We start from the raw sequence: 23,461 nt of genomic DNA, 5'->3' as shown, positions 1-23,461 counted from the left end.
CCGGGGTCAGACTTGGCCCGCCGGGCGGCCAGGGCTCAAGTAGTAAGTCAGCCGGAACTTGCCGATCTGGACCTCATTGCCGCTCTTCAACTGCACCCGATCCACGCGGTCGTGGTTCACGTAGGTTCCGTTGAGGCTGCCCATATCCACGAGTTCGAAGCCCGTTGGGGTCCTGTGGAATTCCACATGCTTACGGGACACCGTGACGTCATCCAGGAAGATGTCCGCGTCGGGGTGCCTGCCCGCAGTAGTGGTATCGGCGTCCAGAAGGAAGCGGGCTCCTGCGTTTGGTCCGCTGTGTGCGATGAGCAAGGCAGAGTCCGGCGGAAGGGCTTCAACGGACGCGCGCTCTTCCGGTGCAAGCCTGGGTGCAACCCTGGGCTCGTCCCACGTTGGCGTAATGCTGATCGAGGTGGTCTCCGACGTGGGTTGCTCTTCCGCGCCCTTTCCGACATTGGCTTGATTCTGTTCTCCGCCAACCATGGAATTTCCTCCTCATCCGCCGGCAGTTCCAAACCCCGCCAGCCACTTCCGCCTCCCGGTACCGCCGGGCAAATCGGTTGCTGGCCCGCCTTCCCGCGTCCTTGGCTAAAAGAACGCAGCCGGGCGGGCCAGATAACTTTAGCCTACCTGCTGTTCGTACTCCGATGCACTGAGCAGGGAATCCACTGCATCCGCTTCTGCCAGCTTTACTTCAAAAAGCCAACCGTCGCCGTAAGGATCAGAGTTGATCAGTGCCGGATCCTGGTCCAAAGAGTCATTCCGGTTAATGACTTCACCACTAACGGGAGCATAGATATCACTGACGCTCTTGGTGGATTCAACCTCGCCAACAACTTCATTCCCGGTGATCTTGGTTCCGGGTTCCGGCATCTGGGCGTAGACAACGTCACCCAGGGCGTCCTGTGCGAAGTCGGTGATACCAATCCGCACCACGCCATCGGCGTCAGGAGCGGAAACCCACTCGTGCTCTGCAGTGTAGGAAAGATCGGCTGGAATATTGCTCATGGGTCGCCTTTCATCGGGACATTTACGGATCTCGACGGCGGCCCGGGCATCCGGCCACCGCTGAAAGTATAGGCACAATTCCCCTGTGCCTGATGAGGTCTCTGCCATGATTGACCCATGACTGAACAAGCACAAGTACCGGCTCGGAAAAAACGCAATTGGGGCGTCAAAATTATTCTGATCCTGGTGGCATTGCTTGTCGCTGTGGCAGCCTACTTTATCCTTGGGGCCATCCTGCCGCGTTGGTGGTCCGACGTCGTGGCGGGGCAGATCCGACGGGACCTCGGCGCGAGCGTGCTGGTGGGCATGTTCTACGGCTTCGTCTTTACGTTCATTCCCCTCGCGGTGGCATGGCAGGCAACCCATAAGGCTGTCTCTTGGCCTTGGAAGATCGCCATCGTGCTGGCGGCCGTCGCCATTGCCACGCCCAACCTGCTTACGGCAGGCATTGTGTTCGGTTCCACCGAGTCCGCGCACGCCGGCCAGCGCACTTTGAGCGTGGATGCCGGATTCTTCACCACCTGGACCGCGATCTCGGCCGTAGCGGCTGCAGTGGTTTTTGTGGTGGTTACAGTTCTTTGGGCCCTGTGGCGCAGGCGGGGCAAGCAGATGAAGGTGTTGAAGCAGGCAGAGAGCGAACGAACCAGGGCTGCTAAGAGAGCAGAGCAGGCAGCCCGCGAAAGTACGCCCAAGCCCTAAGCGACCCCTGGGACGCTGAAGAGCCCGCCTGGAACGGTTGAACCGTTCCACGCGGGCTCTCACTTTCCCGGTCGGACGTCAGGAGACGTCAGGAGACGGCCGCCCCTTGGGGTTCGCGTTCGACGTCGGGCCTGGCCGTTGCTGCCGAATCTTCCTTGCGCTTGGCTGCTGCAGCGGCAGCCAGCATGACCAGCAACGCGGCCAAAGTAATCGCGGCCCCTGCCCAGATGGGCGAGGTGTAGCCCAAGCCGGCCGAAATGGTAACCCCTCCGAGCCAGGCGCCCAGAGCATTACCCAGATTGAAGGCGCCAATGTTGGCACCGGATGCCAGCGTGGGCGCGGAGGATGCATAGTGCATCACGCGCATCTGCAGACCCGGGACAGTAGCGAAACCGAAGCCGCCCATCAGTGCCAGTGAGAACAAAGTTGCGATGCTGCTGGCCGCGGTCAGGGCAAAGAAGCCCAGGACCAGCACCAAGCCGGCGAGGATCTTGACGAGCGATCCGTCCAGGTTTTTGTCGGCCGCCTTCCCGCCCAGGAAGTTGCCGACGAACAGTCCGCCGCCGAACAGCACCAGCAACCATGGGACGGCGCCCGGTTCAAACCCGGAGATTTCGGTAAGCGTGAAGGCAATGTACGTGAAAGCACCGAACATGCCACCAAAACCCAAAATCGTCACCAGGATGGAAAGCCAAACCTGGCCGGATGTGAACGCACCCAGTTCGCTGCGGAGACCCTTGGCCGGCTGCGTACTCCCCTTCGGGACCATCAACGCGATGCCAAGCAGTGCCATCACGCCGATACCGGTGATGGCCCAGAACGTTGAACGCCAGCCCAGGTTCTGGCCGAGGAGAGTACCGAAAGGAACACCAAGGACGTTGGCAGCTGTAAGCCCAGTGAACATGATGGCAATGGCACCGGCCTTTTTGTGCGCAGGGACCAGGCTGGCTGCCACCACCGAGCCGATTCCGAAGAACGCACCATGGCACAACGCCGCAATGATCCGGCCCACAAGCATGGCCATGTACGAGTCCGCGATTGCGGAGAGGAAGTTGCCGGCGATGAACAGAACAAGCAATCCGACAAGGACCGGCTTTCGCGGAAGCCTGGTAACGGCGGCGGTAACCAGGAGGGCGCCGACCGTGACGCTAAGTGCATAGCCGGAAATGAACCAGCCTGCCGAGGCTTCGCTCACCTGGAAATCTGCCGCTACTTCCGGCAAAAGGCCCATGATGACGAATTCGGTTAGTCCGATGCCAAATCCGCCAAGGGCAAGGGCTATCAACCCTGCGGGCATGTGGAACTCCTTAAGTGGGTGGCTCCTGAAAGCAAAGTGGATGTGCGCCTTCGGGAACCCGTAGAATAATAGTTGCAGACGCTGTATATATAGTTGCACACGCTAGATAATTGCGCAAGCAACTACTTTCGGCGACTGCGCTGATACGCAAACCAAGGCAGGAGCACAACAGGCATGGGCATCAAGGATGACGCCGTAGAAGTACGGGCACAGGGTTGGCGCACCCTCGCCGCCCTGCACGGAAGCATCGAGGCGGAACTCGAAAAAGCACTCCAGGCTTCCACCGAGCTGTCGGTAGTGGAATACACGGTTCTTGACGCCCTGAGCCGCCAGGACGGATGGCACATGCGGATGCAGCAGCTTGCCCGCGCCACGGCCCTTTCCAGCAGCGCCACGACGCGCCTGGTTAACCGCCTCGAGGACCGGGGGCTGCTGACGCGGATCCTCTGCGCCGATGACCGCCGCGGGATCTACACCGAACTCACGGTGGCGGGCCAAAAGCTGCTTGAGGCAGCAAAGCCCGTGCACGATGAGACCCTGGCGTCGGCGTTGGAGGCCGCTGAGCAGGTTCCGGAACTCGAACCTCTGGTACGCGCGCTCGGAGCGCTGCAGAAGGCCTAGGCAGGCACAAAGTCCGTCCTTGTTCGCTGAACGCCCCCTACAACGTCGAGTTCAGCGAACAAGGCCTTGCCTTGCTGCCTACAGCCCTGACTTGCCTTGCTGCCTACACCCTGAACCGAGGCCACCAACTCGTTAACGACCAAAGGCCGGAACCCCGCGTTTCCGCGTGGTTCCGGCCTTTATGGTCGGGCTGACAGGATTTGAACCTGCGACCCCTTGACCCCCAGTCAAGTGCGCTACCAAGCTGCGCTACAGCCCGCTGGTTCCACCGTTCTCCGCCCAGGTTTTCCTCCGAAGAGTCCCACCTAAGCAGTCCGGCCGAACCACCTCCAAAAGCTTACACGAAGTTGGAGGGTGCCAACGCCATCACAGCCAAACTCGGCTGTGATGCCCGTCTCATTTAGCGTTTCTTGCCGCGCTTCTCGCGGACGCGCATGTTGACCTCGATGGGCGTGCCTTCGAAGCCGAACGTTTCGCGCAAGCGACGCGTGATGAAACGGCGGTATCCGGGATCCAGGAAGCCGGTGGTGAACAGCACGAATTTCGGCGGGCGGCTGGAGGCCTGGGTGCCGAAGAGGATACGCGGTTGCTTGCCACCGCGAACCGGGTGGGGGTGGGCAGCAACCAGTTCACCCAGGAAGGCATTCAGGCGGCCAGTGGGGATACGGCGGTCCCAGCTTTCCAATGCGGTATCCAAGGCAGGAACCAGGCGGTCCTTATGCCAACCCGTCTTCGCAGAAATGTTGACCCGCGGAGCCCACTCAACGTGGGCCAGGTCCTGCTCGATTTCACGCTCAAGGTAGCGGCGGCGTTCGTCGTCCAGCAGGTCCCACTTGTTGAACGCGAGTACCAAGGGCCCGGCCGGATTCAATGGCCAACTGCAGGATACGGACGTCCTGTTCGCTGAGGACCTCGTCCACGGCGAGGAGCACGACGGCGACCTCCGCCTTTTCGAGCGCAGCCTGCGTACGCAGTGACGCGTAGAAATCGGCGCCCTGCGCCATGTGCTGGCGGCGGCGGATACCTGCGGTGTCCACGAAGCGCCAGGTCCGGCCGCCAAGTTCAATGAACTCGTCCACGGGGTCACGCGTAGTGCCCGCCAGTGGATCCACGACCACGCGCTCAGAGCCGGCCAGCTTGTTCAGCAGCGAGGACTTTCCGACGTTCGGACGGCCGATCAGGGCGATGCGGCGCGGTCCACCGGAACGCTCCACGCCCTCCACCAGGGAGAACTCGGGCAGGGTGTCCATGACGTGGTCCAGGAGGTCCGCTACGCCGCGGCCGTGAAGGGCGGACACAGGGTAGGGCTGGCCGAAACCGAGGCCCCACAATGCTGCGGAGTCAGCTTCCTGTGCAAAGTCATCCACCTTGTTGGCCACCATGATGACCGGCTTCTTGCTCTTGCGCAGCATCTTCATGACGCCTTCATCCGTGGCGGTCGCGCCTACGGCGGAGTCCACGACGAAGAGGACAGCGTCGGCAAGCTCAACAGCCATCTCGGCCTGCTCGGCAACACGGGCGTGGATGCCCTTGGCGTCGTGCTCCCATCCGCCAGTGTCTACCAACGTGAAGTTGCGGCCATTCCAACGCGCGGAGTACATCACGCGGTCGCGGGTAACACCCGGGGTGTCCTCGACAACAGCTTCGCGGCGCCCCAGGATGCGGTTGACCAAGGTGGACTTGCCCACGTTCGGACGGCCAATGATGGCAAGCACGGGATCCAGCTTGAGGGGACCTTCATCGCCTTCGTCGTCGTAGTCGCCGCTAAGCAGCGCGGCGTCGTCTTCGTCGAGGTCGTAATCATCCAGTCCCGCCCGGAGGGTGGCTGCACGGAGTTCGGCCTCTTCATCGTCCAGGGCAGCCAGGTTTTCAGCCACCTGGTCGGTGCCGGTGGGCGTGTATTCGTCGTCGCCGGCTCCGTGGAGGCCGGATTTTTGAGTCGTATCGCTCATTGCACGTTCCTTAATGGTGGTCTGCCGGCGTCCCGGCTACTTCTGTTTGGCGGTGCTGCGGTGCGGATGGTCCGGACGGAGGTTCCTGGGGAAGGCCCTGCCCTGTAGTCCTGACTGCATCCTGGACGTGTCCTGCCAGTGCATCGCGGATTGCCGCAGCCGCCCTGTCCATTGAAACACGCCCCGGTTCGCCCTTCCGGCGCTGCACCGTGAGGGGTTCGCCGAAGCTGACATACAGCCTGCGGCGGGGTTTGGGAATATGGTCGCGGTGCTCATCGCCCTTACGGGTTCCGAGGATCGCGACTGGTATGACGGTGGCCCCGGAGTTGATGGCCAGCCAGGCGACACCATTGCTGATGCTGTCAGCGGAGCCGCTCCCCCGGGTACCTTCGGGCAGGATCCCAACGCAACGGCCGGCGTCGAGCAGTTGTTTGCCCACGTGCAGTGCGCTGCGGTCACCGCTTCGGTCCACGGGAATCTGCCCTGATCCCCTGAGGACGCGCCCCAGGAATCCACGGAACATCTCTTTCTTGACCAGGATGTGCATGGGGCGCGGCGAGGCGCCGAACATCACAGGACCGTCCAGGAAGCTGATGTGGTTGCCTGCAAAAATCACCGGACCAGCAGCGGGTATGTTGCTCTTGCCCGCCACGACCGTGCGGTAGATGACATGATCCAGGACCCAGCCAACGGGACGGCTCCAGATGCGTGTCCACTTGGCTGGGAGGCGGACCGCAGGAGGCTGGTTAGTCGCCATAGATGACCTTGCTAACGATCGCCAGGGCTGTTTCCACTGTTTCCTCAAAGTCCAGCTCCGAGGAATCGAGGGTCACGACGCCGTCAGCCGCTTGGGTAAAGTTCACCACCGTGGAGTCCTTGGCATCACGCTGCGTCACCTGCGCGGCAAGCTGTTCCTTGCTTTGCGTCCCACCCAACTGAATTCCACGACGCCGGAGCCTGGCCTCTTCGCTTGCGGTCAGGAGCATGCGGACCTCGGCATTGGGGGCAACCACCGTGGTGATGTCGCGTCCCTCCACCACCATCCGGTGATGGTGCTGGTCGATGAGCTGGCGCTGGCGGCGGATCAACTCCGTGCGCGCGCCCAGCGTAGTAGCCACGGCGCTCACGGAAGACGAAATCAAGGGATCGCGGATTTCATCGGTAATGTCCGTGCCGTCCACTGCCACGTACTCGGTGGCCGTGCTGGTGCTGATTTCCAAGGGCATGACCTTGGAAGCCTGCTCCACCGCAGCGCCGTCCTGGAGGTCGAGGCCTGTTTTGAGGCAGTACCACGTGAGTGCGCGGTACATCGCACCTGTATCCAGGTACGCCAGCTTCAAGCGCCGGGCTACTTCCTTGCTGACGCTGGACTTACCCGATCCCGAGGGGCCGTCAATCGCGATCACGAGCGGCTTGCCGGGGCGGGCAACTGTCTCCGGCCCAAAGAATTCACGCGTCATTACTGGAGTACCCGCCATCCACGGTCGGTCAAGGCTTCTACAAGGAGGTCGTGCTTGCTCGGCAGGACTGAAAGCTCCACCATGCCAACGTTCTGACCCGATGAATGATCGAGCCGGAGGTCTTCGACATTCACGCCGATCTCGCCAATTTCGGTCAGAAGCTGCGCGATCTGGCCCGGCCTGTCATCCACCAGGATAGTCAGCCAGGAATACGCCTGCGGAGGTCCGCCGTGCTTGCCCGGTATCCGGGCCTGTCCGGCGTTGCCTTCACTGATGAGCTGGGCGAGATCCAACCGCGCTCCGGGCGCAGCCGGCGCTTCCAAAGTCCCTATCAAGCGATTCAGGTCCTCACGAACGCCGTGCAGGATGGAAACAACCTTTTCCGCGTTGCCACCCAGTATCTGCACCCACAGGGTGGGATCACTGGCAGCGATGCGGGTGGTGTCCCGCAACCCGTTACCGGCCAAAGACAGCGCATGCAGGGGTGTTCCTTGCAAGCGGCTCGCCAGCAGCGAAGACATGATCTGCGGCAGATGCGAGACCAAGGCCACCGCTTCATCGTGCTCGTCGGCAGTGAACTGGGAGACAATTGCCCCCAGGTCCCCCGCCAGCGCACGTGCCGTTTGCAGTGCGTCGGTGTCGGTTTCCTCCGTTGGGCAAACCACCCATGGCATGGACGTGAAAAGTTCGCCCCTGGCGGCGACCGGCCCCGACTTTTCGCGGCCGGCCATCGGATGGGTCCCCACGTACCTCGCCAGGTCCACGCCGCGCTCCCGCAATTGGGATTGGATAGTGGCCTTAACGCTGGCAATATCAACGACGACGGCGGACGGGTAGTCCGCCAGGGCCTTCTCCACGACGTCGGCCGTCACGTCCGGCGGTGCAGCGACCACAACCAGCTGAGGCTGCCCGTCAAGCTCAGCCAAGGGCCGCCCAGCACCAATGTCTACAGCGACCGCCTGGTTGGTCGGCGACGGATCGAAAAGGAAAACCGGAACGCCGCGTCCGCGCAGGCCAAGGCCAATGCTGGCTCCAAGCAGGCCTGTACCAAGAACCACGACCGGGCCATCAAGATGGCCGCGGCCGTGCGTGCGGAATGCCGACATGCCCTAGAGCCCCACAGATGCCAGGAGGTGACCGACTTCCTGCCTGCCGAGGTTGCGGATGCTGCCCTGGCGCTGGTCTCCCAAGCCAATGGGACCGATCTTGACACGGACAAGACGCTCTACCGGGAAACCCACAGCATCGAACATGCGGCGCACAATACGGTTCTTGCCGGAGTGCAGGACAACCTCGATCAGGACGTGCCCGGGCGTGGAGTCAACCAGGCGGAACGAATCCACGGTTGCCAGGCCGTCTTCAAGCTCGACGCCGGACTTCAGCTGCGCGCCGACGCCCTGCGGGAACGGACCACGAACCTGAACCAGGTACGTCTTGGGCACCTCATAGGAAGGATGTGTCAAACGGTTGGCGAGTTCGCCGTCGTTGGTCAACAACAGCAGGCCTTCCGTGGCGACGTCCAAGCGCCCGACGTGGAAGAGCCGCTCACCCTTGGCGTTCTTCAGGAAGTCGCTGATGCATGGCCGGCCCTCGGGGTCTTCCATGGTGGAGACAACGCCCTTGGGCTTGTTGAAGACCATGTAGACGAGGGTTTCGTCGAGCTGGATGCGGATACCGTCAACGTGGATCACGGCGGTTTTGGGGTCGACCCGCATGCCGAGCTCTGTGGTGACCTGGCCATCAACCTCGACGCGGCCTTCGAGAATCATTTCCTCGCATACGCGGCGGGAGGCCACGCCGGCCTGCGCCATGACCTTCTGCAGGCGCACGCCGTCGACATCATGGAGGTCCGACTGCGGGACTTCCTGGCGCGGACCGCGGTTGCGGGCAGGCTTGCGGATGGGGCCCAGGTTCTGGCCGAAGCGTTCGCTGCCAAAGGCCTTGGAGCCGTACTGCCTTGCGGGCTTGGCCTTGGGCTTCAACGCACCGGGTGTTCCGGGAGCCTTGCCGTAACCGGGCTTGTTGGAGCCGGGCTTGCGGAAGGGCTTTGCAGGCCTGGCGGCCTGGCCGCGATCGTAATCGCCCGCCGTCGTGGGGTTATCGGGATCGAAGGGGGCCGCTTCCCGTGGCTTTGAAGCCTTGAACGGGCGGCCTTCGCCCTGGTTGAAGTTGCGCTTTCCAGCGCCGGCACTTCCGCCGCGGCCGGAGAAGCCGCCGGCGTTGGAGCGGCCCGTGCCGCCCCTTGCCTCATTGCGTCCAGAACTGTTGCGTCCCGAACTGTTACGTGGTGAACCCTGGCGTCCCGCCTGTGTCATGACCCGTCCTTGTGTAGTAATGGCCGGCATTCAGTGCTGCAATCAACACTAGCCAGCCGGGCAGACATCGTCTGCCCCTTGTTGCCGTGGCACCGTCCATGCGGTGCCGTGAATCAGTATGTAGTTCTCGTGCAGTGCCGGCTTACATCCGGCTGGCGTCGTAGTACTCGTCGATCCCTTCCAAACCCGGAAGGTGCGGCGAGAGCTGGGGCAATTCCGACACCGAGCCGATGCCCATCCGTTCCAGGAAGTAGGAGGTTGTCCTGTACAGCACAGCCCCGGATTCGGGATCGTTCCCGGAGTCTTCGATCAGACCACGCTGGGTTAGAGTCCGGACCACAGAATCGACGTTTACGCCTCGAATTGCGGACACCCGGGCCCTGGAGACCGGCTGCCGGTAGGCAATGACCGCCAGAGTCTCAAGCGCTGCCTGAGTGAGCCTGGTGGTCTGCCCTTCGAGGACGAACCTGCCCACGATGTCCGCAAAATCAGACCGTGAATAGATCCGCCACCCACCGGCGACATTCCGCAATTCAAAACCCCGGGGGGCAGCGCTGGCAACGGCAAAGCCGACAGCATCCACGTCCGGGGCTTTAACAGTATAGCCGCTATACTCCCGCTGCAGGTCCTGCAGCAAATCCTCGACGACGGCGACCGTTACGTTCAATCCCGCGGCCAACTCCTCCGCTGTGGCTGGCTCGTCGATGACCATGAGCACGGCTTCCAACGCTGCCCGTGCGCCGCCAGGCAAAGTTTCAAGCTCGGCAAGGCCGGCTTCGGCCATGTCCTGCTCAGTCACTGGCTGTCCCTTCGCTCGATTCTTCGTATTCTTCGCTCAGGTTCGAACTGTCCCATTCGGCCACGTCCCCGGTCCACCTAACCGTCAGCTCCGCCAACGGACCTGCCTGTTCGAAGGCCACAACCTTGTCCCGGAACATTTCCAGCAAGGCCAGGAAGCGGGCCACGACCACCAGGGTTGTCCCGGCGTCCGCTATCAGTGTGCGGAAAGAGAGCGGGGCTCCGAGTTGCAGGCGGTATCCGATGATCTCGGCTTGCTCCTTGACGCTCACCGGCGGTGCGTGAAGGTGATCCAATCCCACCTCAGAGGGCACGGAGTCTTTCGGTTTGAGCGCCTTGGCGGCAAGCTCCGCAAATTGTTCGGGAGTGTGCCGCCACACGAGTTCCGGCAGCAGCGCCGCGAAATGGCCTTCCAAAGCCACCTGGCGAGGGTATCTGCGGCCTTCCTGTTCCAGCGTCTCACTGATGAGACCTGCGACGTGCTTGAACGCCTTGTACTGCAGCAAGCGGGCGAACAGCAGATCCCGGGCTTCCAGGAGGGCGATATCTTCCTCATCCTCTACTTCGCCGGCGGGAAGGAGCCGGGCAGCTTTGAGATCCAGGAGCGTCGCGGCAATCACCAGGAATTCGCTGGCCTCGTCCAGCGCCCAATCCTCCCCCAGTTCCTGGAGGCGGCGGATGTACTTGATGAACTCATCGGTGACGGTGGCCAGCGCCACCTCCGTGATGTCCAGCTTGTGTTTGGAAATCAGGCCCAACAGGAGATCGAACGGCCCCGTAAAGTTGGCGAGCCGAACCTCAAAGCCCGGCTTGCGGGCTTCGGAGGGGCCGGCGTCGGAGGTATCGGCGTCGGGCGTTTCTTCCGGAATGACCACCGCGGAGGGCGGGGCGAGTGACCGTCCCACGCCGTTGGCTACGGTGCGCCGCCGCGCGAGATAAGTTCCTTTGCGAGGCGGCGGTAGGCGTCTGCACCGATGTGGTTGCCGGCATAGCTGGTAATAGGTTCAGCGGCCACGGTTGCGTCCGCGAATTTGATGGAACGCTTGATGACGGTCTCGAAAACCTTGTCCCCGAAGGCCTCCACGAGGCGCGAGATGACTTCGCGGCTGTGCAAGGTGCGGGCGTCGTACATGGTGGCCAGGACACCGTCCACCTGCAACCGCGGATTCAAACGGTCCTGCACTTTCTCGATGGTTTCCACGAGGAGTGCTACGGCGCGAAGTGCGAAGAACTCGCAGATCAACGGAATGATGACGCCGTGGGCGGCCGTCAGCGCGTTGACCGTCAGCAGGCCGAGCGATGGCTGGCAGTCGATCAGCACGACGTCGTAGTCATCTTCAACGCTCTTGAGTGCGCGGTCCAGGACTTGCTCGCGGGCGACTTCGTTGACCAGTTGAACTTCAGCCGCGGAGAGATCAATGTTTGCGGGCAGAAGGTCCACGCCTTCCACTCCGGTCTGCTGGATGGCATCCCGGATGTCCACTTTGCGGTCCATGAGGACGTTGTAGACAGTGAGGTCGAGCTCATGCGGATTGGCGCCGAGCCCGGCAGAAAGAGCACCTTGTGGGTCAAAGTCCACCAGGAGCACGCGCCGGCCGTATTCCGCGAGCGCCGCCGCAAGGTTGATGGTGGACGTGGTTTTGCCCACGCCGCCCTTCTGGTTAACCATGGCAATGACCCTTGCAGGGCCGTGGGAGGCAAGCGGAGCCGGTTCCGGAAAGTCGCGGTGAGGACGGCCCGTAGGCCCCATGATGGCGTCTTCCAGATCGAGCTCGGTGTCTCCCAGCGTAGCTGTTCCCCGTTCGCTGCTCACGTATCTAACCACTCTTTCGACGACGATCTTCCCTGCCGCTGTTCCCCTGGGTACAGCGCTGCTACCCACCTAGGCTACAGCCCCCGACACGGCATTTCGGGGAACTTGACTTTCGCCGATCTTTGAGCCTTTACCCTCTAGTTGAGGTCGAAGGTTAGGAAGTTGGGCCATGATTCTTTGGCGTCCCCGCGAACGGCAGAGGACCGACACCCCTGTACGGGTGCCGGTCCTCGTTGCTTCATATCCCGCGAAGCTGATCCTGCTAGATGGTTGCCTTGTCGCGGGCTTCAGCTTCCGGAGCCGTCTCAGCCTCTGCGCCGTGGGCGATCATTGTCGTCTCGTCGAACGGTTCGCTGCCGGAGAGAACGCGCTCCACCTGGCCGTTGTCGATTTCCTTGACCCAGGTGCCGATCAAAACGGTGGCAACGGCGTTTCCGGTGAAGTTCGTCAGTGCACGGGCTTCTGACATGAAGCGGTCGATGCCAACGATCATGCCCACGCCGCCCAGGAGCTCGGGCTTGTGTGCCTGCAGGCCGGCGGCAAGGGTGGCAAGGCCGGCTCCGGTGACGCCGGCGGCGCCCTTGGAAGCGATGATCATGAACACCAGCAGCGAGATCTGGGCACCCAGGTCCAGCGGCGTCCCCATGGCGTTGGCCACGAACAAGGAGGCCATGGTGAGGTAGATGGCCGTGCCGTCAAGGTTGAAGGAGTAGCCGGTGGGTACCGTCACGCCGACAACCGGCTTGGAGACACCCAGGTGTTCCATCTTGGCGATGAGGCGGGGCAGGGCTGCCTCGGAGGAGGACGTGGAGAAGATGAGGAGGTATTCCCGGGCCAGGTACTTCATCAGCTTGAAGATGTTGACGCCTGCCACAGCACGAAGCAGGGAGCCAAGGATGACCACGATGAACACAGCGCAGGTGATGTAGAAGGCCAGCATCAGTGTGAACATGCTGAGGATTGCCTGGGCGCCAGTGGCACCCACGACGGCGGCGATCGCACCGAAAGCGCCCACCGGAGCCAGCCACATGATCATGATGAGGATCCGGAAGACAAGCCGCTGTCCGTGGCCGATTGCGGTGAGGATCGGGGTGCCCTGCTTACCCATCTTCTGGAGTGCGAAGCCCACCAGGATGGCTGCAAGAAGGGTGGGCAGGACGGGAATGTCGCCGGGGATGATGCCCAGCAGGAAGTCCACCGTGCTGTCCGTGGCCGCCTTCTTGTTGGGATCGTACGGAGTCAGCTTCAGGGCCCTCACCCGGGTGGATGAGGTTGCCGACGACGAGGCCGATAGCCAATGCGAAGGTCGACATGGCCACGAAGTAGCCAAGTGCGAGTCCGCCGACCTTTCCGACGGTGGCAGCTTTGGCGATGGAGCCGATGCCAAGGACGATGGTGCAGAAGATGACCGGAGCGATCATCATCTTGATGAGCTTGATGAAGCCGTCCCCGAGCGGCTTCAGGGATTTTCCAACCTCAGGGAACAGCAGGCCGACCACGGCACCAAGCACTACGGCCAGGATGACCGCGATGTACAGGTAATGCGACTTGTCGAGCCCCCTGCGTCCACCGGTGGCGGCTACTGCCGACTCTCCTCGTTGAGAGGTCATGGGATTCTCCTTCTGGATACTGTGTAAGGCGCTGCGGTCCTGCACTTGTGTCCAATCCGCTGCCCTTGTGTGATATCCATCATTCAGCTGCGGGTGACACACATCACCCTTGCGGTCATATTGGTCATGGGAGGCCTATTTGTTTCATCGCTGGAGCATCGCCCGCCGCTTGTTTGTGGCAAACCTGCTGTTCGTGCTGGTGCTGACAGCTGTCTTCGGCGCGTTCTCGGTGCTGGAGGCCCGGGACAGGGCATACGAGGATGCGGGCAGCCGGATGCTTGCGATCGCAACGTCCATTGCCAACAACCCCTTGGTGTTGCAGGCGGCGGCAACCTCTGATCCGTCGGCCATACTGCAGCCCTATGCGCTGGAGGTCATGAAGGACGCGGACGCGGATTTCATCACCATCATGGCTCCCGACAGGACCCGATGGACCCATCCCCGCCCCGAAGAGCTGGGCAAGCCCTATATCGGCACGATCGAACCTGCCCTGCGGGGTGAGACTTTCACCGAAGTCACTGCTGGTACGTTGGGGCCCTCGGTCCGGACCATCGCGCCGGTGAAGGACTCCGGTGGAACCGTCAAAGCTTTGGTGGCGGCAGGCATCACCGTAAGGACCGTGGATACCGATGTGGCCGAAAGGCTGGGAGTGATTGGCGGCATCGCGCTGGTGGTGTTGTTCTTTGGCTCCATAGCTTCGTGGCTGCTCGGACGTTACCTGCGGTCCGTGACGCGCGGATGGGGTCCGGAACAGCTCGCGCAGCTCTTCGCCTACTACGAATCAGTCCTTCACTCCGTTCGTGAAGGCGTGATCCTGATCGATACCCGGGGAAAAGCAGTGATGTATAACGATCAGGCCGCGGAGTTGCTGGGACTGGAACCTTCCGGGGCCGATCGCTCCCCCGATGACGCTCCCAAGCTGTCCGACCTCCCCTTTGACGGGAGCCTGCGAGCGCTTTTCGAATCCGGCAGGCCAGCCCACGACGAAATCCATTTGACTGGTTCACGGATCCTGGTGGTAAACCAAGCTCCGGCCGTGGGCCCGGTTCCTGCCCGCAGCCGGCAAAAGCCGTCGGTCTACGGCACCGTGGCCACTATTCGCGACCGCACTGAGATTGAGTCCTTGGGCACCGAACTGGAAACCATGAAGACTCTCTCGGATGCATTGCGGGCCCAGACCCATGAACATGCCAATCGCCTGCATATGATCGTTTCCCTTCTAGAGTTGGGCCGCACGCCCCAGGCGCTCGAGTTCGCCACCAAGGACCTGGAGCTCAGCCAGCAGCTCACGGACGACATGCTTGCTTCGGTGGATGAACCGGTGATGAGTGCTTTGGTGATGGGCAAGGCCGCCGAGGCCCATGAGCGCGGGGTCGAACTGGTGGTTCGGACATCAGGGAGTTCGGGTGTCCGGGGTCTGGAAATCCAGGACCTCGTGACGATCCTGGGAAACCTCCTGGACAATGCCATTGATGCTGCGGCGTCCGGTGGGATGCCCCGAAAGGTGGAACTGGACGTCGAAGCCAGTGCGGCCGGTGTTGGATTTACCGTTAGGGATTCCGGGGCCGGTATCGATCCCGGTTCGATCGATGACGTGTTGCAGTACGGATACAGCACCAAGTCCGCCCAGGAGGGTCCGCGGGGAGCCCATGGCCGTGGTGTCGGCCTTGCCCTGGTCCGGCAGGCGGTCCAGCGGCTGAACGGTACTATGACGATCAGCAATCCAGGCGGCGCCCAGTTCCATGTTGTGCTGCCCGCGCCCATCCCCGAGGAAGAGAAGGCATGACAGACATCCGCGTCCTGGTGGTCGAGGACGAGCCCATCGCCTCGGACGCCCACTCCATTTACGTGGGCAGGCTCCAAGGGTTCAAGCTGGTGGGAACGGCTCCGGATGGTCAGTCAGCACTGCGCATCCTTGGCGAGTTCGCTGGGTCCGGCTCGCCCGTGGACCTGGTCCTCCTTGATATGAACCTGCCGGACCTCCATGGGCTGGATGTTGCCCGGCGCATGCGCTCAGCGGGAGTCTTCGCCGACATTATTGCCATCACAGCCGTCCGTGAACTGAACATCGTGCGCAGCGCCGTTTCCATCGGCGTCGTGCAGTATCTGATCAAGCCCTTCACCTACGCAACCTTTGCCGACAAGCTGAACAGCTACCGCACTTTCCGTGATCAACTGGCGGGCTCGGAGTCCGGCATCTCCAAGGCCGGAGCTTCCCAGAGCGATGTTGACCAGGCCTTCGCGAGTCTTCGGGCACCAACGGAGCTACCGCTGCCGAAGGGTTTGTCCGGTTCCACACTGGAGTCGGTCAAGGATTTCGTCCGCGCCCGGAAACAAGCCGTGTCCGCCAGTGAAGTCATGGATGCGTTGGGAATGTCGCGGGTAACGGCCCGCCGGTACCTGGAGTACCTGGCCGACGCCGGGACGGTCACCAGGGCGCCGCGATACGGAACACCGGGCCGTCCGGAGAACGAGTACGGCTGGAACCGGGGCTAGCCTCCTGCCGAAGGAACAGCTCCCGCAGTATGCTGGAGCCGAACCCGTGGAGCGCCCATGTCCCAGCAGCTGCAGCAACTTTCCGAGGCCCGCGAAGCCTTTGCCCGTGGGGAATGGGACGTGGCGCGCCGAAGCCTGGAACGTGCAGCCGTGGACGCTCCCCTCAGCTCCGCGCACCTTGAGATCCTGTCCCGTTCCGCCTGGTGGCTGGGAGACGTTCAACGCTCCATGTCCCTCGCAGAGGAGATCTTCCATCGCTTGGATGACGACCACCAGAGGCAGGCCGCGGCCCGGACGGCACTGACGCTGTCCATGCAGTGGGGCATCCGCGGCAACCTCGCCGTTTCTTCGGCGTGGCTCAATCGGGCGCGCCGGCTGCTGGAGAATATGCCCGAGGTGCCCGAACACGGCTACCTGCTCTACCTTGAGGCCAATGACGCAATGAACCTTGAAGGCGATCCGGTTCCGGCCCTCGCCGCCTCAGTTTCGCTCAAGGAGATGACCCGGAGGCACGAATCACCCGAACTGGCCAGCTTTGCGTACATGTTGTCCGGCTTGGCGGCGGTTCGGACAGGACAGTCCGCACGAGGATTCCAGGACCTGGATGAAGCCATGCTGCCCGTAATGGCGGGGCAGGTTCCGGCAGAGTGGGGCGGAGATATTTACTGCTCCATCATCCATCTCTGCTATGAGATGGCTGATTTCGCCCGGATGCGCGCTTGGACTGACGCGCTGGCCACGTGGTGCGCCGGACTTTCCCGGTCCTTCATGTACAGCGGGATATCGCGCGTTCACGAACTTCAATTGCTCGGCACTGAGGGCAATTGGGGACAGGTTGAGGCTGAGATGCCCCACGAAGCCGAGCGCCTTAGCAATGCCCACGGCTGGATCGCCGCAGACGGCTACTGTGAGCTGGGTGAGATCCGTCGGCGCCGGGGCGATGTTGCCGGGGCTGGGTCCGCGTTTGAGTTGGCCCGCGGGCTTGGCGTGGATGCGCAACCAGGACGTGCCCTGCTACTTGCCGATGCGGGAAAGACAGAGTCCGCCATAGAGGCCCTTCAGGCTGCCTTGGCGGACCGCGGAACCCTGGGGAGGGCCAGCCTTCTCTTGCCCCTGGTGGAACTGCTGGCTCCCCGGGATCCCGGTGCGGCGGCCACCCATTGCATGGAACTTGAACAGACCGCCGCTTTTTACAGGACCCCCGGCTTCCTGGCCTGGGCCCACCATGCGCGTGGCGCCGTGCTGATGGCGGAGCGGCGGTGGCATGAGGCGATCAATGAGCTTGAATCCGCAGCACAGGCCTACCGCTCCCAACACATGCGCTACGAACTGGCACGGATCCACGAACGCCTGGCGACTGTCCGGGCTGCCCTGGGTGAAAGCGGACGTGCTGAGGCCGAGCGCGCCACTGCGGCCGCCATCCGGAACCAGCTCGGCGCCAAGAACATTTCCTGGACGCGTCCCGCCCAGGAGCCTGGCGGCTTAACCTCCCGGGAAGTGGAAGTACTGGGATGCGTCCTGGCTGGTTCCAGTAACCGGCAAATTGCCAGGTCGTTGACTATCTCAGAGAAAACAGCCGGACGTCATTTGGCGAACATCTTTACCAAGATCGGGGTCACTTCCCGGACGGCTGCCGCTGCTTGGGCCCACCAGCACGGCATCCCGGAGCGGCCCGGATCATAGTTGCCGATCCAGGGGCCCTGCATGGTTCGCCCCACGACTACAGAAAAAATGCAGAAAATGCCCGAAGAGGCTCGTTGGGGTCTGAATTTACCGTGGGATATGGGCAACAGGCCGGAGCCACCGGTCCCCGAAGACCAAGGAAAAGCCATGGAAAGCACCCAGTCCGGAAAGTATGAAACGGCGACGATGCCCGGAATAGCACTTGAAGAAGCGGTGCAGGAAGCGACCGGCAGGCTGATTGACATCCTGAACAGCTCATCCATCGGACTGCTCATTGCCGTGGGCCATCAAACCGGCTTGTTTGAGACGCTTGCCTCGCTGCCTCCTGCGACGAGCCAACTTGTGGCGGATGCTGCTGGAGCACAAGAGCGTTACGTCCGCGAATGGTTGGGAGGGATGACGACCGCAGGAATCGTGGACTTCGAACCCGGCGATTCAACCTACTGCCTTCGTCCTGAATTTGTTCCTGTTCTGTGCGGGACCGGAACGGAAAACCTGGCGCGCACCCTGCAGTATCTCCCGCTGATGGGCGAGGTGTCCCCCAAGATTGTCACGGCGTTCCGGGAGGGCGGTGGAACAAATTACAGTGATTACCCGCAGTTCCACCACATCATGGCTTCCGAAAGTGCCGCAGTGAATGACGCCTCGCTTTTGGACTCGATTCTCCCCTTGACCGGCTGCGAAAAAGCCTTGCAGGCAGGAATCGCCGTGGCCGATATCGGCTGCGGCGAAGGCCATGCTGTAAACCTGCTGGCCAGCACTTATCCCCACAGCACTTTCACGGGATATGACTTCGCTGACGCGGCGCTAACTGTGGCGCGGGCCGAAGCGGCAGCGTTGAAACTTTCCAACGTCCGGTTCGTGTCCAGGGACGTAACGACGCTTGAGGAAGAAGGCCGCTACCATCTTGTGACTGCCTTCGACGCCATCCACGACCAAGCGCATCCTGCCCAGGTCCTGAAGAATATCCACAAGGCGCTCAAACCCGGCGGAACGTTCCTTATGGTGGATATCAACGCCTCCAGCAACCTGGAAAAGAACGTTGACCTGCCGTGGGCATCCTTCCTCTACACCATCTCCACGTTTCATTGCATGGCCGTCTCCCTGGGACAGGGCGGGGAGGGTTTGGGAACCGTGTGGGGCACGGAATTGGCAGCGGCCATGATCCGCGAAGCGGGCTTCACCAGCGTGGAAGTCAAGGAACTTGAGGAAGATCCGTTCAACGCGTACTACGTGGCCACATGCTAGGCATGTATACATGGGCGCCCGATTTTGAGTTGTTTCCTGTACAACACAGGCTTTATGTATACACTGGAGTCATGCGCGCCAGTGATCGGGCCTACGCGGCTCTTCGTGAAGACATCATTGAATGGCGCCTGCGGCCGGGCACAGTCCTGGCGGAAGTAGAACAGTCCGAGCGGCTGGGTGTCTCCCGCACGCCTGTCCGGGAGGCGCTGGGCCGGCTCACCGCTGAGGGATTGACGACGGCGGCAGGCGGGCGCGGCGTCGTCGTCACCGATATTTCGCTGGACAGCATCGACGAACTGTTCGAGCTACGCGAAACGCTGGAGGTCCGGGCCGCTGCCCTGGCCGCTGAGCGCGGAGAGCCGGGCGTTTTTGCCGAACTGCAGGCGCAGCTGCTGAGGGCGCCGGAGCTGCTCAGCGAGGAGGATCCTGCACGTCACGAGTATTACGCGTTGGTTGGCCGGCTGGACGAGGCGATCGATGCCGCAATCTCCAACTCCTACCTGGCCCAGGCCATGCGCAGCCTCCGGGTCCATTTGGTCCGGGTTCGTCGGCTGGCGGCCGATGACGCCGCCCGGCTCCAGGCCGCTGCGGCTGAGCATGCCGCCATTGCTGAAGCGATCGCCGCCGGGAATCCACGGCTGGCCGAAGCGGCCACCACACTTCATTTGCACCGAAGCCTTACCCACGTCAAGGCCGCTCATGTGGCCCGCTAAGACCCTCATTAGAAGGAGCATCATGGTCAAGAACAACCACGTCCGCGTCTACAAGTCCGAAGAGAACCTTCCCCGCGAGGAGCAGTTGGCGCACAAGATCGCCGTGGTCGCGGCAGACCCCGTGGAGGTGACCCCGGAGGTGACGGATATGGTGATCAACCGGATCATCGACAACGCCTCCGTCGCGGTCGCGTCGTTGAACCGTGCACCGATCGTCGCGGCCCGTGCCCAGGCCCTGACGCACGCGCCGTCGGCGAACGGCAAGGGCGGGCATGTTTTCGGCATCACCGAGCGGGTCTCCCCTGAATGGGCTGCGTGGGCGAACGGGGTGGCCGTGCGTGAACTGGACTACCACGACACGTTCCTGGCCGCGGACTACTCGCACCCGGGCGACAACATCCCGCCGATCCTGGCCGTCGCGCAGCACGTGGGCGCCAGCGGTGCTGACCTGGTGCGGGCCATCGCCACCGGCTACGAGATCCAGGTGAACCTGGTCAAGGCCATCTGCCTCCACAAGCACAAGATCGACCACGTAGCCCACCTCGGCCCCTCCGCCTCCGCCGGGATCGGCACGCTCCTGGGCCTGGACGTGGAGACCATCTTCCAGTCCGTCGGCCAGGCCCTGCACACCACCACCGCCACCCGCCAGTCCCGCAAGGGCGAAATCTCCACGTGGAAAGCCCACGCCCCCGCCTTCGCCGGAAAGATGGCCGTGGAAGCCGCCGACCGGGCCATGCGAGGACAGACCTCGCCCGTGCCGATCTACGAAGGCGAAGACGGCGTGATCGCGTGGATGCTCGACGGCCCGGACGCCTCCTACGAGGTCCCGCTGCCGGAGAAGGGCGAAGCCAAGCGCGCGATCTTGGACACCTACACCAAGGAACACTCCGCCGAATACCAGGCCCAGGCCTGGATCGACCTCGCCCGCAAACTCCACCGCGAACACCCCGAAACCACCACCCCGGCCAACGTGGCCTCGGTACTGATCAAGACCAGCCACCACACGCACTACGTCATCGGCTCGGGCGCCAACGACCCCCAAAAGTACTCCCCCACCGCCTCACGGGAAACCCTGGACCACTCCATCCCGTACATCTTCACCGTCGCCCTTCAGGACGGCGCCTGGCACCACGTGGACTCCTACTCCCCCGAACGCGCCACCCGCCCGGACACCGTGGAACTCTGGCACAAGGTCACCACCGTCGAAGACCCGGAATGGACCCGCCGCTACCACTCCCTGGACATCGCCGAGAAGGCCTTCGGCGGCACTGTTGTCATTACGCTCACGGACGGCACTGTGGTCACTGACGAGATCGCCGTCGCCGACGCGCACCCGCTCGGCGCCCGGCCGTTCGCCCGCGAGCAATACATCAACAAGTTCCGCACCCTCGCCGCCGGACTCGTGGAGGAAGCCGAGATCGAAAGGTTCCTCGCCGCCGTCGAACGCGTCACCGAACTCGGCGAAGGAGAACTGGACCAACTCAACATCACCGCAGCCCCCGGTATCATCAACCTCGAGAACGCACCTAAGGGACTGTTCTAAATGCTGTACTCCAAAGTCACCCCGGAACAGAAGCGGCTGCGCCTGCGCGAACTGTTGGCTTCCGGGACAGTCCAGCAGTTTCCCGGTGCATTCAATCCGCTCTCGGCACGCCTCATTGAGGAAAAAGGCTTCGCCGGGGTCTACATCTCCGGCGCGGTCCTGGCCAACGACCTCGGCCTGCCGGACATCGGCCTAACCACCCTCACAGAGGTTGCAACCCGGGCCGGACAGATCGCCCGCATGACGGACCTGCCCTCCTTGGTGGACGCGGACACCGGCTTCGGTGAACCCATGAACGTGGCCCGGTCCATCCAGGAACTCGAAAACGCCGGCCTGGCCGGACTGCACATTGAGGACCAATTCAACCCGAAACGCTGCGGCCACCTGGACGGCAAGAACGTCGTGGACCTCGACACCGCCACCAAGCGGATCCGCGCGGCAGCCGACGCCCGCCGCGACCCGAACTTCCTCATCATGGCCCGCACCGACATCCGCGCCGTCGAAGGAATCCAAGCCGCGCAGGACCGTGCCCGCGCTTTGGTCGACGCCGGCGCCGACGCGATCTTCCCCGAAGCCATGGCTGATCTGACCGAGTTCCAAGCCATCCGCGACGCCGTGGACGTGCCCATCCTGGCCAACATGACCGAGTTCGGAAAGTCCGAGCTCTTCACCGTGGACCAACTCCAAGACGTCGGGGTAAACATGGTCATCTACCCCGTCACCCTCCTCCGCATTGCCATGGGCGCTGCAGAGCGTACGCTGGAATCGATCAAGGCTGCGGGGACCCAAGAGGCACAGGTGGAAAACATGCTCACGCGTGCGCGCCTCTACGAACTCGTGGATTACGAGGCATATAACCAGTTCGATACCGGCGTTTTTAACTTCCAGGTTCCTGGCATCCGCTAGGTCCGGGAATCATCAAGGGGAAAGCAAGCACTCCGGCCAACGGGGCTCTTGCATAATGAACGAAGGAGTTCAGCATGGCTGCTGAAGACATCAAAAAAGGCCTTGCCGGCGTCGTGGTGGACTACACCGCCGTCTCAAAGGTCAACCCGGACACCAACTCCCTGCTGTACCGGGGATACCCGGTACAGGAACTGGCCGCCAAGTGCAGCTTTGAAGAGGTCGCCTACCTGCTATGGAACGGCGAACTGCCCGACGATGCCCAACTGGCCGAGTTTGTTGCCCGCGAGCGGGCAGGGCGTGCGCTTGATCCAGTGGTCAAGTCAGTCATTGACACGTTGCCCACCACCTCACACCCCATGGACGTTTGCCGTACGGCAGCTTCCGTATTGGGAGCCCGGCACGAGCTGACGGAGGATTCATCCCCCGATGCCAACATGAAGAAAGCAATCGACCTCTGGGCCGCGATGCCCGCCGTCGTGGCCTACGACCAGCGCCGCCGGCGGGGTCAAGAGCCCGTGGAACCGCGGGAGGACCTGGACTACTCGTCCAACTTCCTGTGGATGGCGTTCGGCGAAGAGCAGGTTCCCGAAGTGGTGGAGGCGTTCAACGTCTCAATGATCCTCTACGCGGAGCACTCCTTCAACGCGTCCACTTTCACAGCCCGCGTGGTCACGTCCACGCTCTCTGACCTGCACTCCGCCGTGACGGCAGCGATCGGTGCACTGAAGGGCCCTCTGCACGGGGGCGCCAACGAGGCCGTGATGCACACCTTCGACGAAATCGGCATCCGCAGCGAAGAATCCATGGAGGAAGCCGCGGTCCGTGCGCGGGCGTGGATGGAGAACGCCCTTGCCCAGAAGAAGAAGGTCATGGGCTTTGGACACCGCGTCTACAAGCACGGCGACTCCCGCGTGCCCACCATGAAGGCCGCCTTGGACAAAATGATCGCCCACTACGGACGGCCCGAACTCCTGGGGCTCTACAACGGCCTCGAACAGGCCATGGACGAGGCCAAGGCCATCAAGCCCAACCTCGACTATCCCGCGGGCCCCACGTACCACCTCATGGGCTTTGACACCCAGACGTTCACCCCGCTGTTCGTCGCCAGTCGGATCACCGGCTGGACAGCGCACATCATGGAACAATTTGCTTCTAACTCGCTGATCCGTCCGCTGAGCGAATACAACGGACCGGAAGAGCGGCACGTGCCGTAGCCCCTTGGCTTCTGGCCGCGCCGGAAGCCCACGATGGCGGAGGAAGCATACGACGGCGGGTCGGTCACCAAAAGGCGGCCGACCC

General features: G+C 62.6%; 20 protein-coding genes, 1 tRNA gene and 2 pseudogenes. 10 read left to right on the top strand and 13 right to left on the bottom strand.

The window, feature by feature from the left end; translation table 11 throughout:
- Nucleotides 1-6 precede the first annotated feature (6 nt).
- Both LDP01_RS00260 and gcvH read right to left on the bottom strand, forming a co-directional pair.
- The gene (locus tag LDP01_RS00260; RefSeq protein ID WP_224089510.1) at nucleotides 7-483 is read right to left on the bottom strand and encodes an FHA domain-containing protein; all 477 of its coding nucleotides are present in this window, start codon (nucleotides 481-483) and stop codon (nucleotides 7-9) included.
- A 138-nt stretch (nucleotides 484-621) separates the two neighbouring features.
- A complete protein-coding gene (gcvH, locus tag LDP01_RS00255) occupies nucleotides 622-1,008 on the bottom strand; it encodes a glycine cleavage system protein GcvH (RefSeq protein ID WP_216922914.1) in 387 nt (128 codons plus the stop codon).
- A 117-nt stretch (nucleotides 1,009-1,125) separates the two neighbouring features.
- Between gcvH and LDP01_RS00250 the strand changes: the two genes are divergently transcribed.
- On the top strand, nucleotides 1,126-1,707 hold the full coding sequence (locus LDP01_RS00250) for a hypothetical protein (protein ID WP_224089508.1): 582 nt from the start codon (nucleotides 1,126-1,128) through the stop codon (nucleotides 1,705-1,707).
- A gap of 88 nt (nucleotides 1,708-1,795) precedes the next feature.
- Here the strand turns inward: LDP01_RS00250 and LDP01_RS00245 are convergent, their stop codons facing one another.
- Nucleotides 1,796-3,004 (bottom strand): MFS transporter, encoded by a 1,209-nt coding sequence (locus tag LDP01_RS00245; protein WP_224089506.1) that lies wholly within the window; start codon nucleotides 3,002-3,004, stop codon nucleotides 1,796-1,798.
- A gap of 174 nt (nucleotides 3,005-3,178) precedes the next feature.
- Between LDP01_RS00245 and LDP01_RS00240 the strand changes: the two genes are divergently transcribed.
- Nucleotides 3,179-3,625 carry a MarR family winged helix-turn-helix transcriptional regulator gene (locus LDP01_RS00240; protein WP_216922909.1) on the top strand — a complete coding sequence of 149 codons (447 nt, stop codon included), beginning with the start codon at nucleotides 3,179-3,181 and terminating at the stop codon, nucleotides 3,623-3,625.
- 182 nt (nucleotides 3,626-3,807) lie between these two features.
- Here LDP01_RS00240 and LDP01_RS00235 read toward each other — a convergent pair.
- The 10 genes and pseudogenes from LDP01_RS00235 to LDP01_RS00190 form a co-directional block, all read right to left on the bottom strand.
- Nucleotides 3,808-3,884 (bottom strand) — tRNA-Pro (locus LDP01_RS00235).
- Nucleotides 3,885-4,025: 141 nt separating this feature from the next.
- A pseudogene (gene der / locus LDP01_RS00230) lies at nucleotides 4,026-5,577 on the bottom strand (ribosome biogenesis GTPase Der).
- 10 nt (nucleotides 5,578-5,587) lie between these two features.
- The gene (locus LDP01_RS00225; protein ID WP_224089505.1) at nucleotides 5,588-6,334 is read right to left on the bottom strand and encodes a lysophospholipid acyltransferase family protein; all 747 of its coding nucleotides are present in this window, start codon (nucleotides 6,332-6,334) and stop codon (nucleotides 5,588-5,590) included.
- The gene (cmk, locus tag LDP01_RS00220; RefSeq protein WP_224089503.1) at nucleotides 6,324-7,037 is read right to left on the bottom strand and encodes a (d)CMP kinase; all 714 of its coding nucleotides are present in this window, start codon (nucleotides 7,035-7,037) and stop codon (nucleotides 6,324-6,326) included. The genes LDP01_RS00225 and cmk overlap by 11 nt, the downstream gene beginning before the upstream one ends.
- Nucleotides 7,037-8,143, bottom strand: a complete 1,107-nt coding sequence (locus LDP01_RS00215) for a prephenate dehydrogenase (RefSeq protein ID WP_224089501.1) — start codon at nucleotides 8,141-8,143, stop codon at nucleotides 7,037-7,039. Before LDP01_RS00215 ends, cmk begins: the two co-directional genes overlap by 1 nt.
- Nucleotides 8,144-8,146: 3 nt before the next feature.
- Nucleotides 8,147-9,352 (bottom strand): pseudouridine synthase, encoded by a 1,206-nt coding sequence (locus LDP01_RS00210; protein WP_224089499.1) that lies wholly within the window; start codon nucleotides 9,350-9,352, stop codon nucleotides 8,147-8,149.
- A 142-nt stretch (nucleotides 9,353-9,494) separates the two neighbouring features.
- A complete protein-coding gene (scpB, locus tag LDP01_RS00205) occupies nucleotides 9,495-10,136 on the bottom strand; it encodes an SMC-Scp complex subunit ScpB (protein ID WP_224090948.1) in 642 nt (213 codons plus the stop codon).
- Between the two features lie 7 nt (nucleotides 10,137-10,143).
- Nucleotides 10,144-11,055, bottom strand: a complete 912-nt coding sequence (locus LDP01_RS00200) for a segregation and condensation protein A (protein WP_396133565.1) — start codon at nucleotides 11,053-11,055, stop codon at nucleotides 10,144-10,146.
- 8 nt (nucleotides 11,056-11,063) lie between these two features.
- Nucleotides 11,064-11,963, bottom strand: a complete 900-nt coding sequence (locus tag LDP01_RS00195) for a ParA family protein (RefSeq protein WP_224089498.1) — start codon at nucleotides 11,961-11,963, stop codon at nucleotides 11,064-11,066.
- Nucleotides 11,964-12,225: 262 nt separating this feature from the next.
- A pseudogene (locus LDP01_RS00190) lies at nucleotides 12,226-13,573 on the bottom strand (dicarboxylate/amino acid:cation symporter).
- A 139-nt stretch (nucleotides 13,574-13,712) separates the two neighbouring features.
- Between LDP01_RS00190 and LDP01_RS00185 the strand changes: the two are divergent.
- From LDP01_RS00185 to LDP01_RS00150, 8 genes are all read left to right on the top strand, one after another.
- Nucleotides 13,713-15,359: a sensor histidine kinase gene (locus LDP01_RS00185; protein ID WP_224089495.1), complete on the top strand. Its 1,647-nt coding sequence runs from the start codon at nucleotides 13,713-13,715 to the stop codon at nucleotides 15,357-15,359.
- Nucleotides 15,356-16,069, top strand: coding sequence for a response regulator (locus LDP01_RS00180; RefSeq protein ID WP_224089494.1), 714 nt, complete (start codon nucleotides 15,356-15,358; stop codon nucleotides 16,067-16,069). The genes LDP01_RS00185 and LDP01_RS00180 overlap by 4 nt, the downstream gene beginning before the upstream one ends.
- A 57-nt stretch (nucleotides 16,070-16,126) precedes the next feature.
- Nucleotides 16,127-17,752, top strand: a complete 1,626-nt coding sequence (locus LDP01_RS00175; RefSeq protein WP_224089492.1) for a helix-turn-helix domain-containing protein — start codon at nucleotides 16,127-16,129, stop codon at nucleotides 17,750-17,752.
- Between the two features lie 147 nt (nucleotides 17,753-17,899).
- Entirely contained in the window at nucleotides 17,900-19,000 is a 1,101-nt protein-coding gene (locus tag LDP01_RS00170; RefSeq protein WP_224089490.1) for a class I SAM-dependent methyltransferase, read from the top strand.
- A gap of 71 nt (nucleotides 19,001-19,071) precedes the next feature.
- Complete coding sequence (locus LDP01_RS00165; RefSeq protein WP_224089489.1) at nucleotides 19,072-19,713, top strand: GntR family transcriptional regulator; 642 nt, start codon at nucleotides 19,072-19,074, stop codon at nucleotides 19,711-19,713.
- Between the two features lie 22 nt (nucleotides 19,714-19,735).
- Nucleotides 19,736-21,256, top strand: a complete 1,521-nt coding sequence (locus tag LDP01_RS00160) for an MmgE/PrpD family protein (RefSeq protein ID WP_224089488.1) — start codon at nucleotides 19,736-19,738, stop codon at nucleotides 21,254-21,256.
- Nucleotides 21,257-22,162: a methylisocitrate lyase gene (prpB, locus tag LDP01_RS00155; RefSeq protein WP_224089485.1), complete on the top strand. Its 906-nt coding sequence runs from the start codon at nucleotides 21,257-21,259 to the stop codon at nucleotides 22,160-22,162.
- A gap of 74 nt (nucleotides 22,163-22,236) precedes the next feature.
- Nucleotides 22,237-23,376, top strand: a complete 1,140-nt coding sequence (locus LDP01_RS00150; protein ID WP_224089483.1) for a bifunctional 2-methylcitrate synthase/citrate synthase — start codon at nucleotides 22,237-22,239, stop codon at nucleotides 23,374-23,376.
- Nucleotides 23,377-23,461 lie beyond the last annotated feature (85 nt).

Source organism: Arthrobacter sp. StoSoilB13, assembly GCF_019977255.1.
Taxonomy (GTDB): domain Bacteria; phylum Actinomycetota; class Actinomycetes; order Actinomycetales; family Micrococcaceae; genus Arthrobacter.
Note: the sequence above shows the minus strand (reverse complement) of the source record. Positions and strands in the feature narration are given on the sequence as shown.

Excerpts from the sequence above, each read along its gene's own strand:
- LDP01_RS00260 (WP_224089510.1), bottom strand. The coding sequence starts at position 483 with ATGGTTGGCGGAGAACAGAATCAAGCCAATGTCGGAAAGGGCGCGGAA.
- gcvH (WP_216922914.1), bottom strand. The coding sequence starts at position 1,008 with ATGAGCAATATTCCAGCCGATCTTTCCTACACTGCAGAGCACGAGTGG.
- LDP01_RS00250 (WP_224089508.1), top strand. The coding sequence starts at position 1,126 with ATGACTGAACAAGCACAAGTACCGGCTCGGAAAAAACGCAATTGGGGC.
- LDP01_RS00245 (WP_224089506.1), bottom strand. The coding sequence starts at position 3,004 with ATGCCCGCAGGGTTGATAGCCCTTGCCCTTGGCGGATTTGGCATCGGA.
- LDP01_RS00240 (WP_216922909.1), top strand. The coding sequence starts at position 3,179 with ATGGGCATCAAGGATGACGCCGTAGAAGTACGGGCACAGGGTTGGCGC.
- LDP01_RS00225 (WP_224089505.1), bottom strand. The coding sequence starts at position 6,334 with ATGGCGACTAACCAGCCTCCTGCGGTCCGCCTCCCAGCCAAGTGGACA.
- cmk (WP_224089503.1), bottom strand. The coding sequence starts at position 7,037 with ATGACGCGTGAATTCTTTGGGCCGGAGACAGTTGCCCGCCCCGGCAAG.
- LDP01_RS00215 (WP_224089501.1), bottom strand. The coding sequence starts at position 8,143 with ATGTCGGCATTCCGCACGCACGGCCGCGGCCATCTTGATGGCCCGGTC.
- LDP01_RS00210 (WP_224089499.1), bottom strand. The coding sequence starts at position 9,352 with ATGACACAGGCGGGACGCCAGGGTTCACCACGTAACAGTTCGGGACGC.
- scpB (WP_224090948.1), bottom strand. The coding sequence starts at position 10,136 with ATGGCCGAAGCCGGCCTTGCCGAGCTTGAAACTTTGCCTGGCGGCGCA.
- LDP01_RS00180 (WP_224089494.1), top strand. The coding sequence starts at position 15,356 with ATGACAGACATCCGCGTCCTGGTGGTCGAGGACGAGCCCATCGCCTCG.
- LDP01_RS00175 (WP_224089492.1), top strand. The coding sequence starts at position 16,127 with ATGTCCCAGCAGCTGCAGCAACTTTCCGAGGCCCGCGAAGCCTTTGCC.
- LDP01_RS00170 (WP_224089490.1), top strand. The coding sequence starts at position 17,900 with ATGGAAAGCACCCAGTCCGGAAAGTATGAAACGGCGACGATGCCCGGA.
- LDP01_RS00165 (WP_224089489.1), top strand. The coding sequence starts at position 19,072 with ATGCGCGCCAGTGATCGGGCCTACGCGGCTCTTCGTGAAGACATCATT.
- LDP01_RS00160 (WP_224089488.1), top strand. The coding sequence starts at position 19,736 with ATGGTCAAGAACAACCACGTCCGCGTCTACAAGTCCGAAGAGAACCTT.
- prpB (WP_224089485.1), top strand. The coding sequence starts at position 21,257 with ATGCTGTACTCCAAAGTCACCCCGGAACAGAAGCGGCTGCGCCTGCGC.
- LDP01_RS00150 (WP_224089483.1), top strand. The coding sequence starts at position 22,237 with ATGGCTGCTGAAGACATCAAAAAAGGCCTTGCCGGCGTCGTGGTGGAC.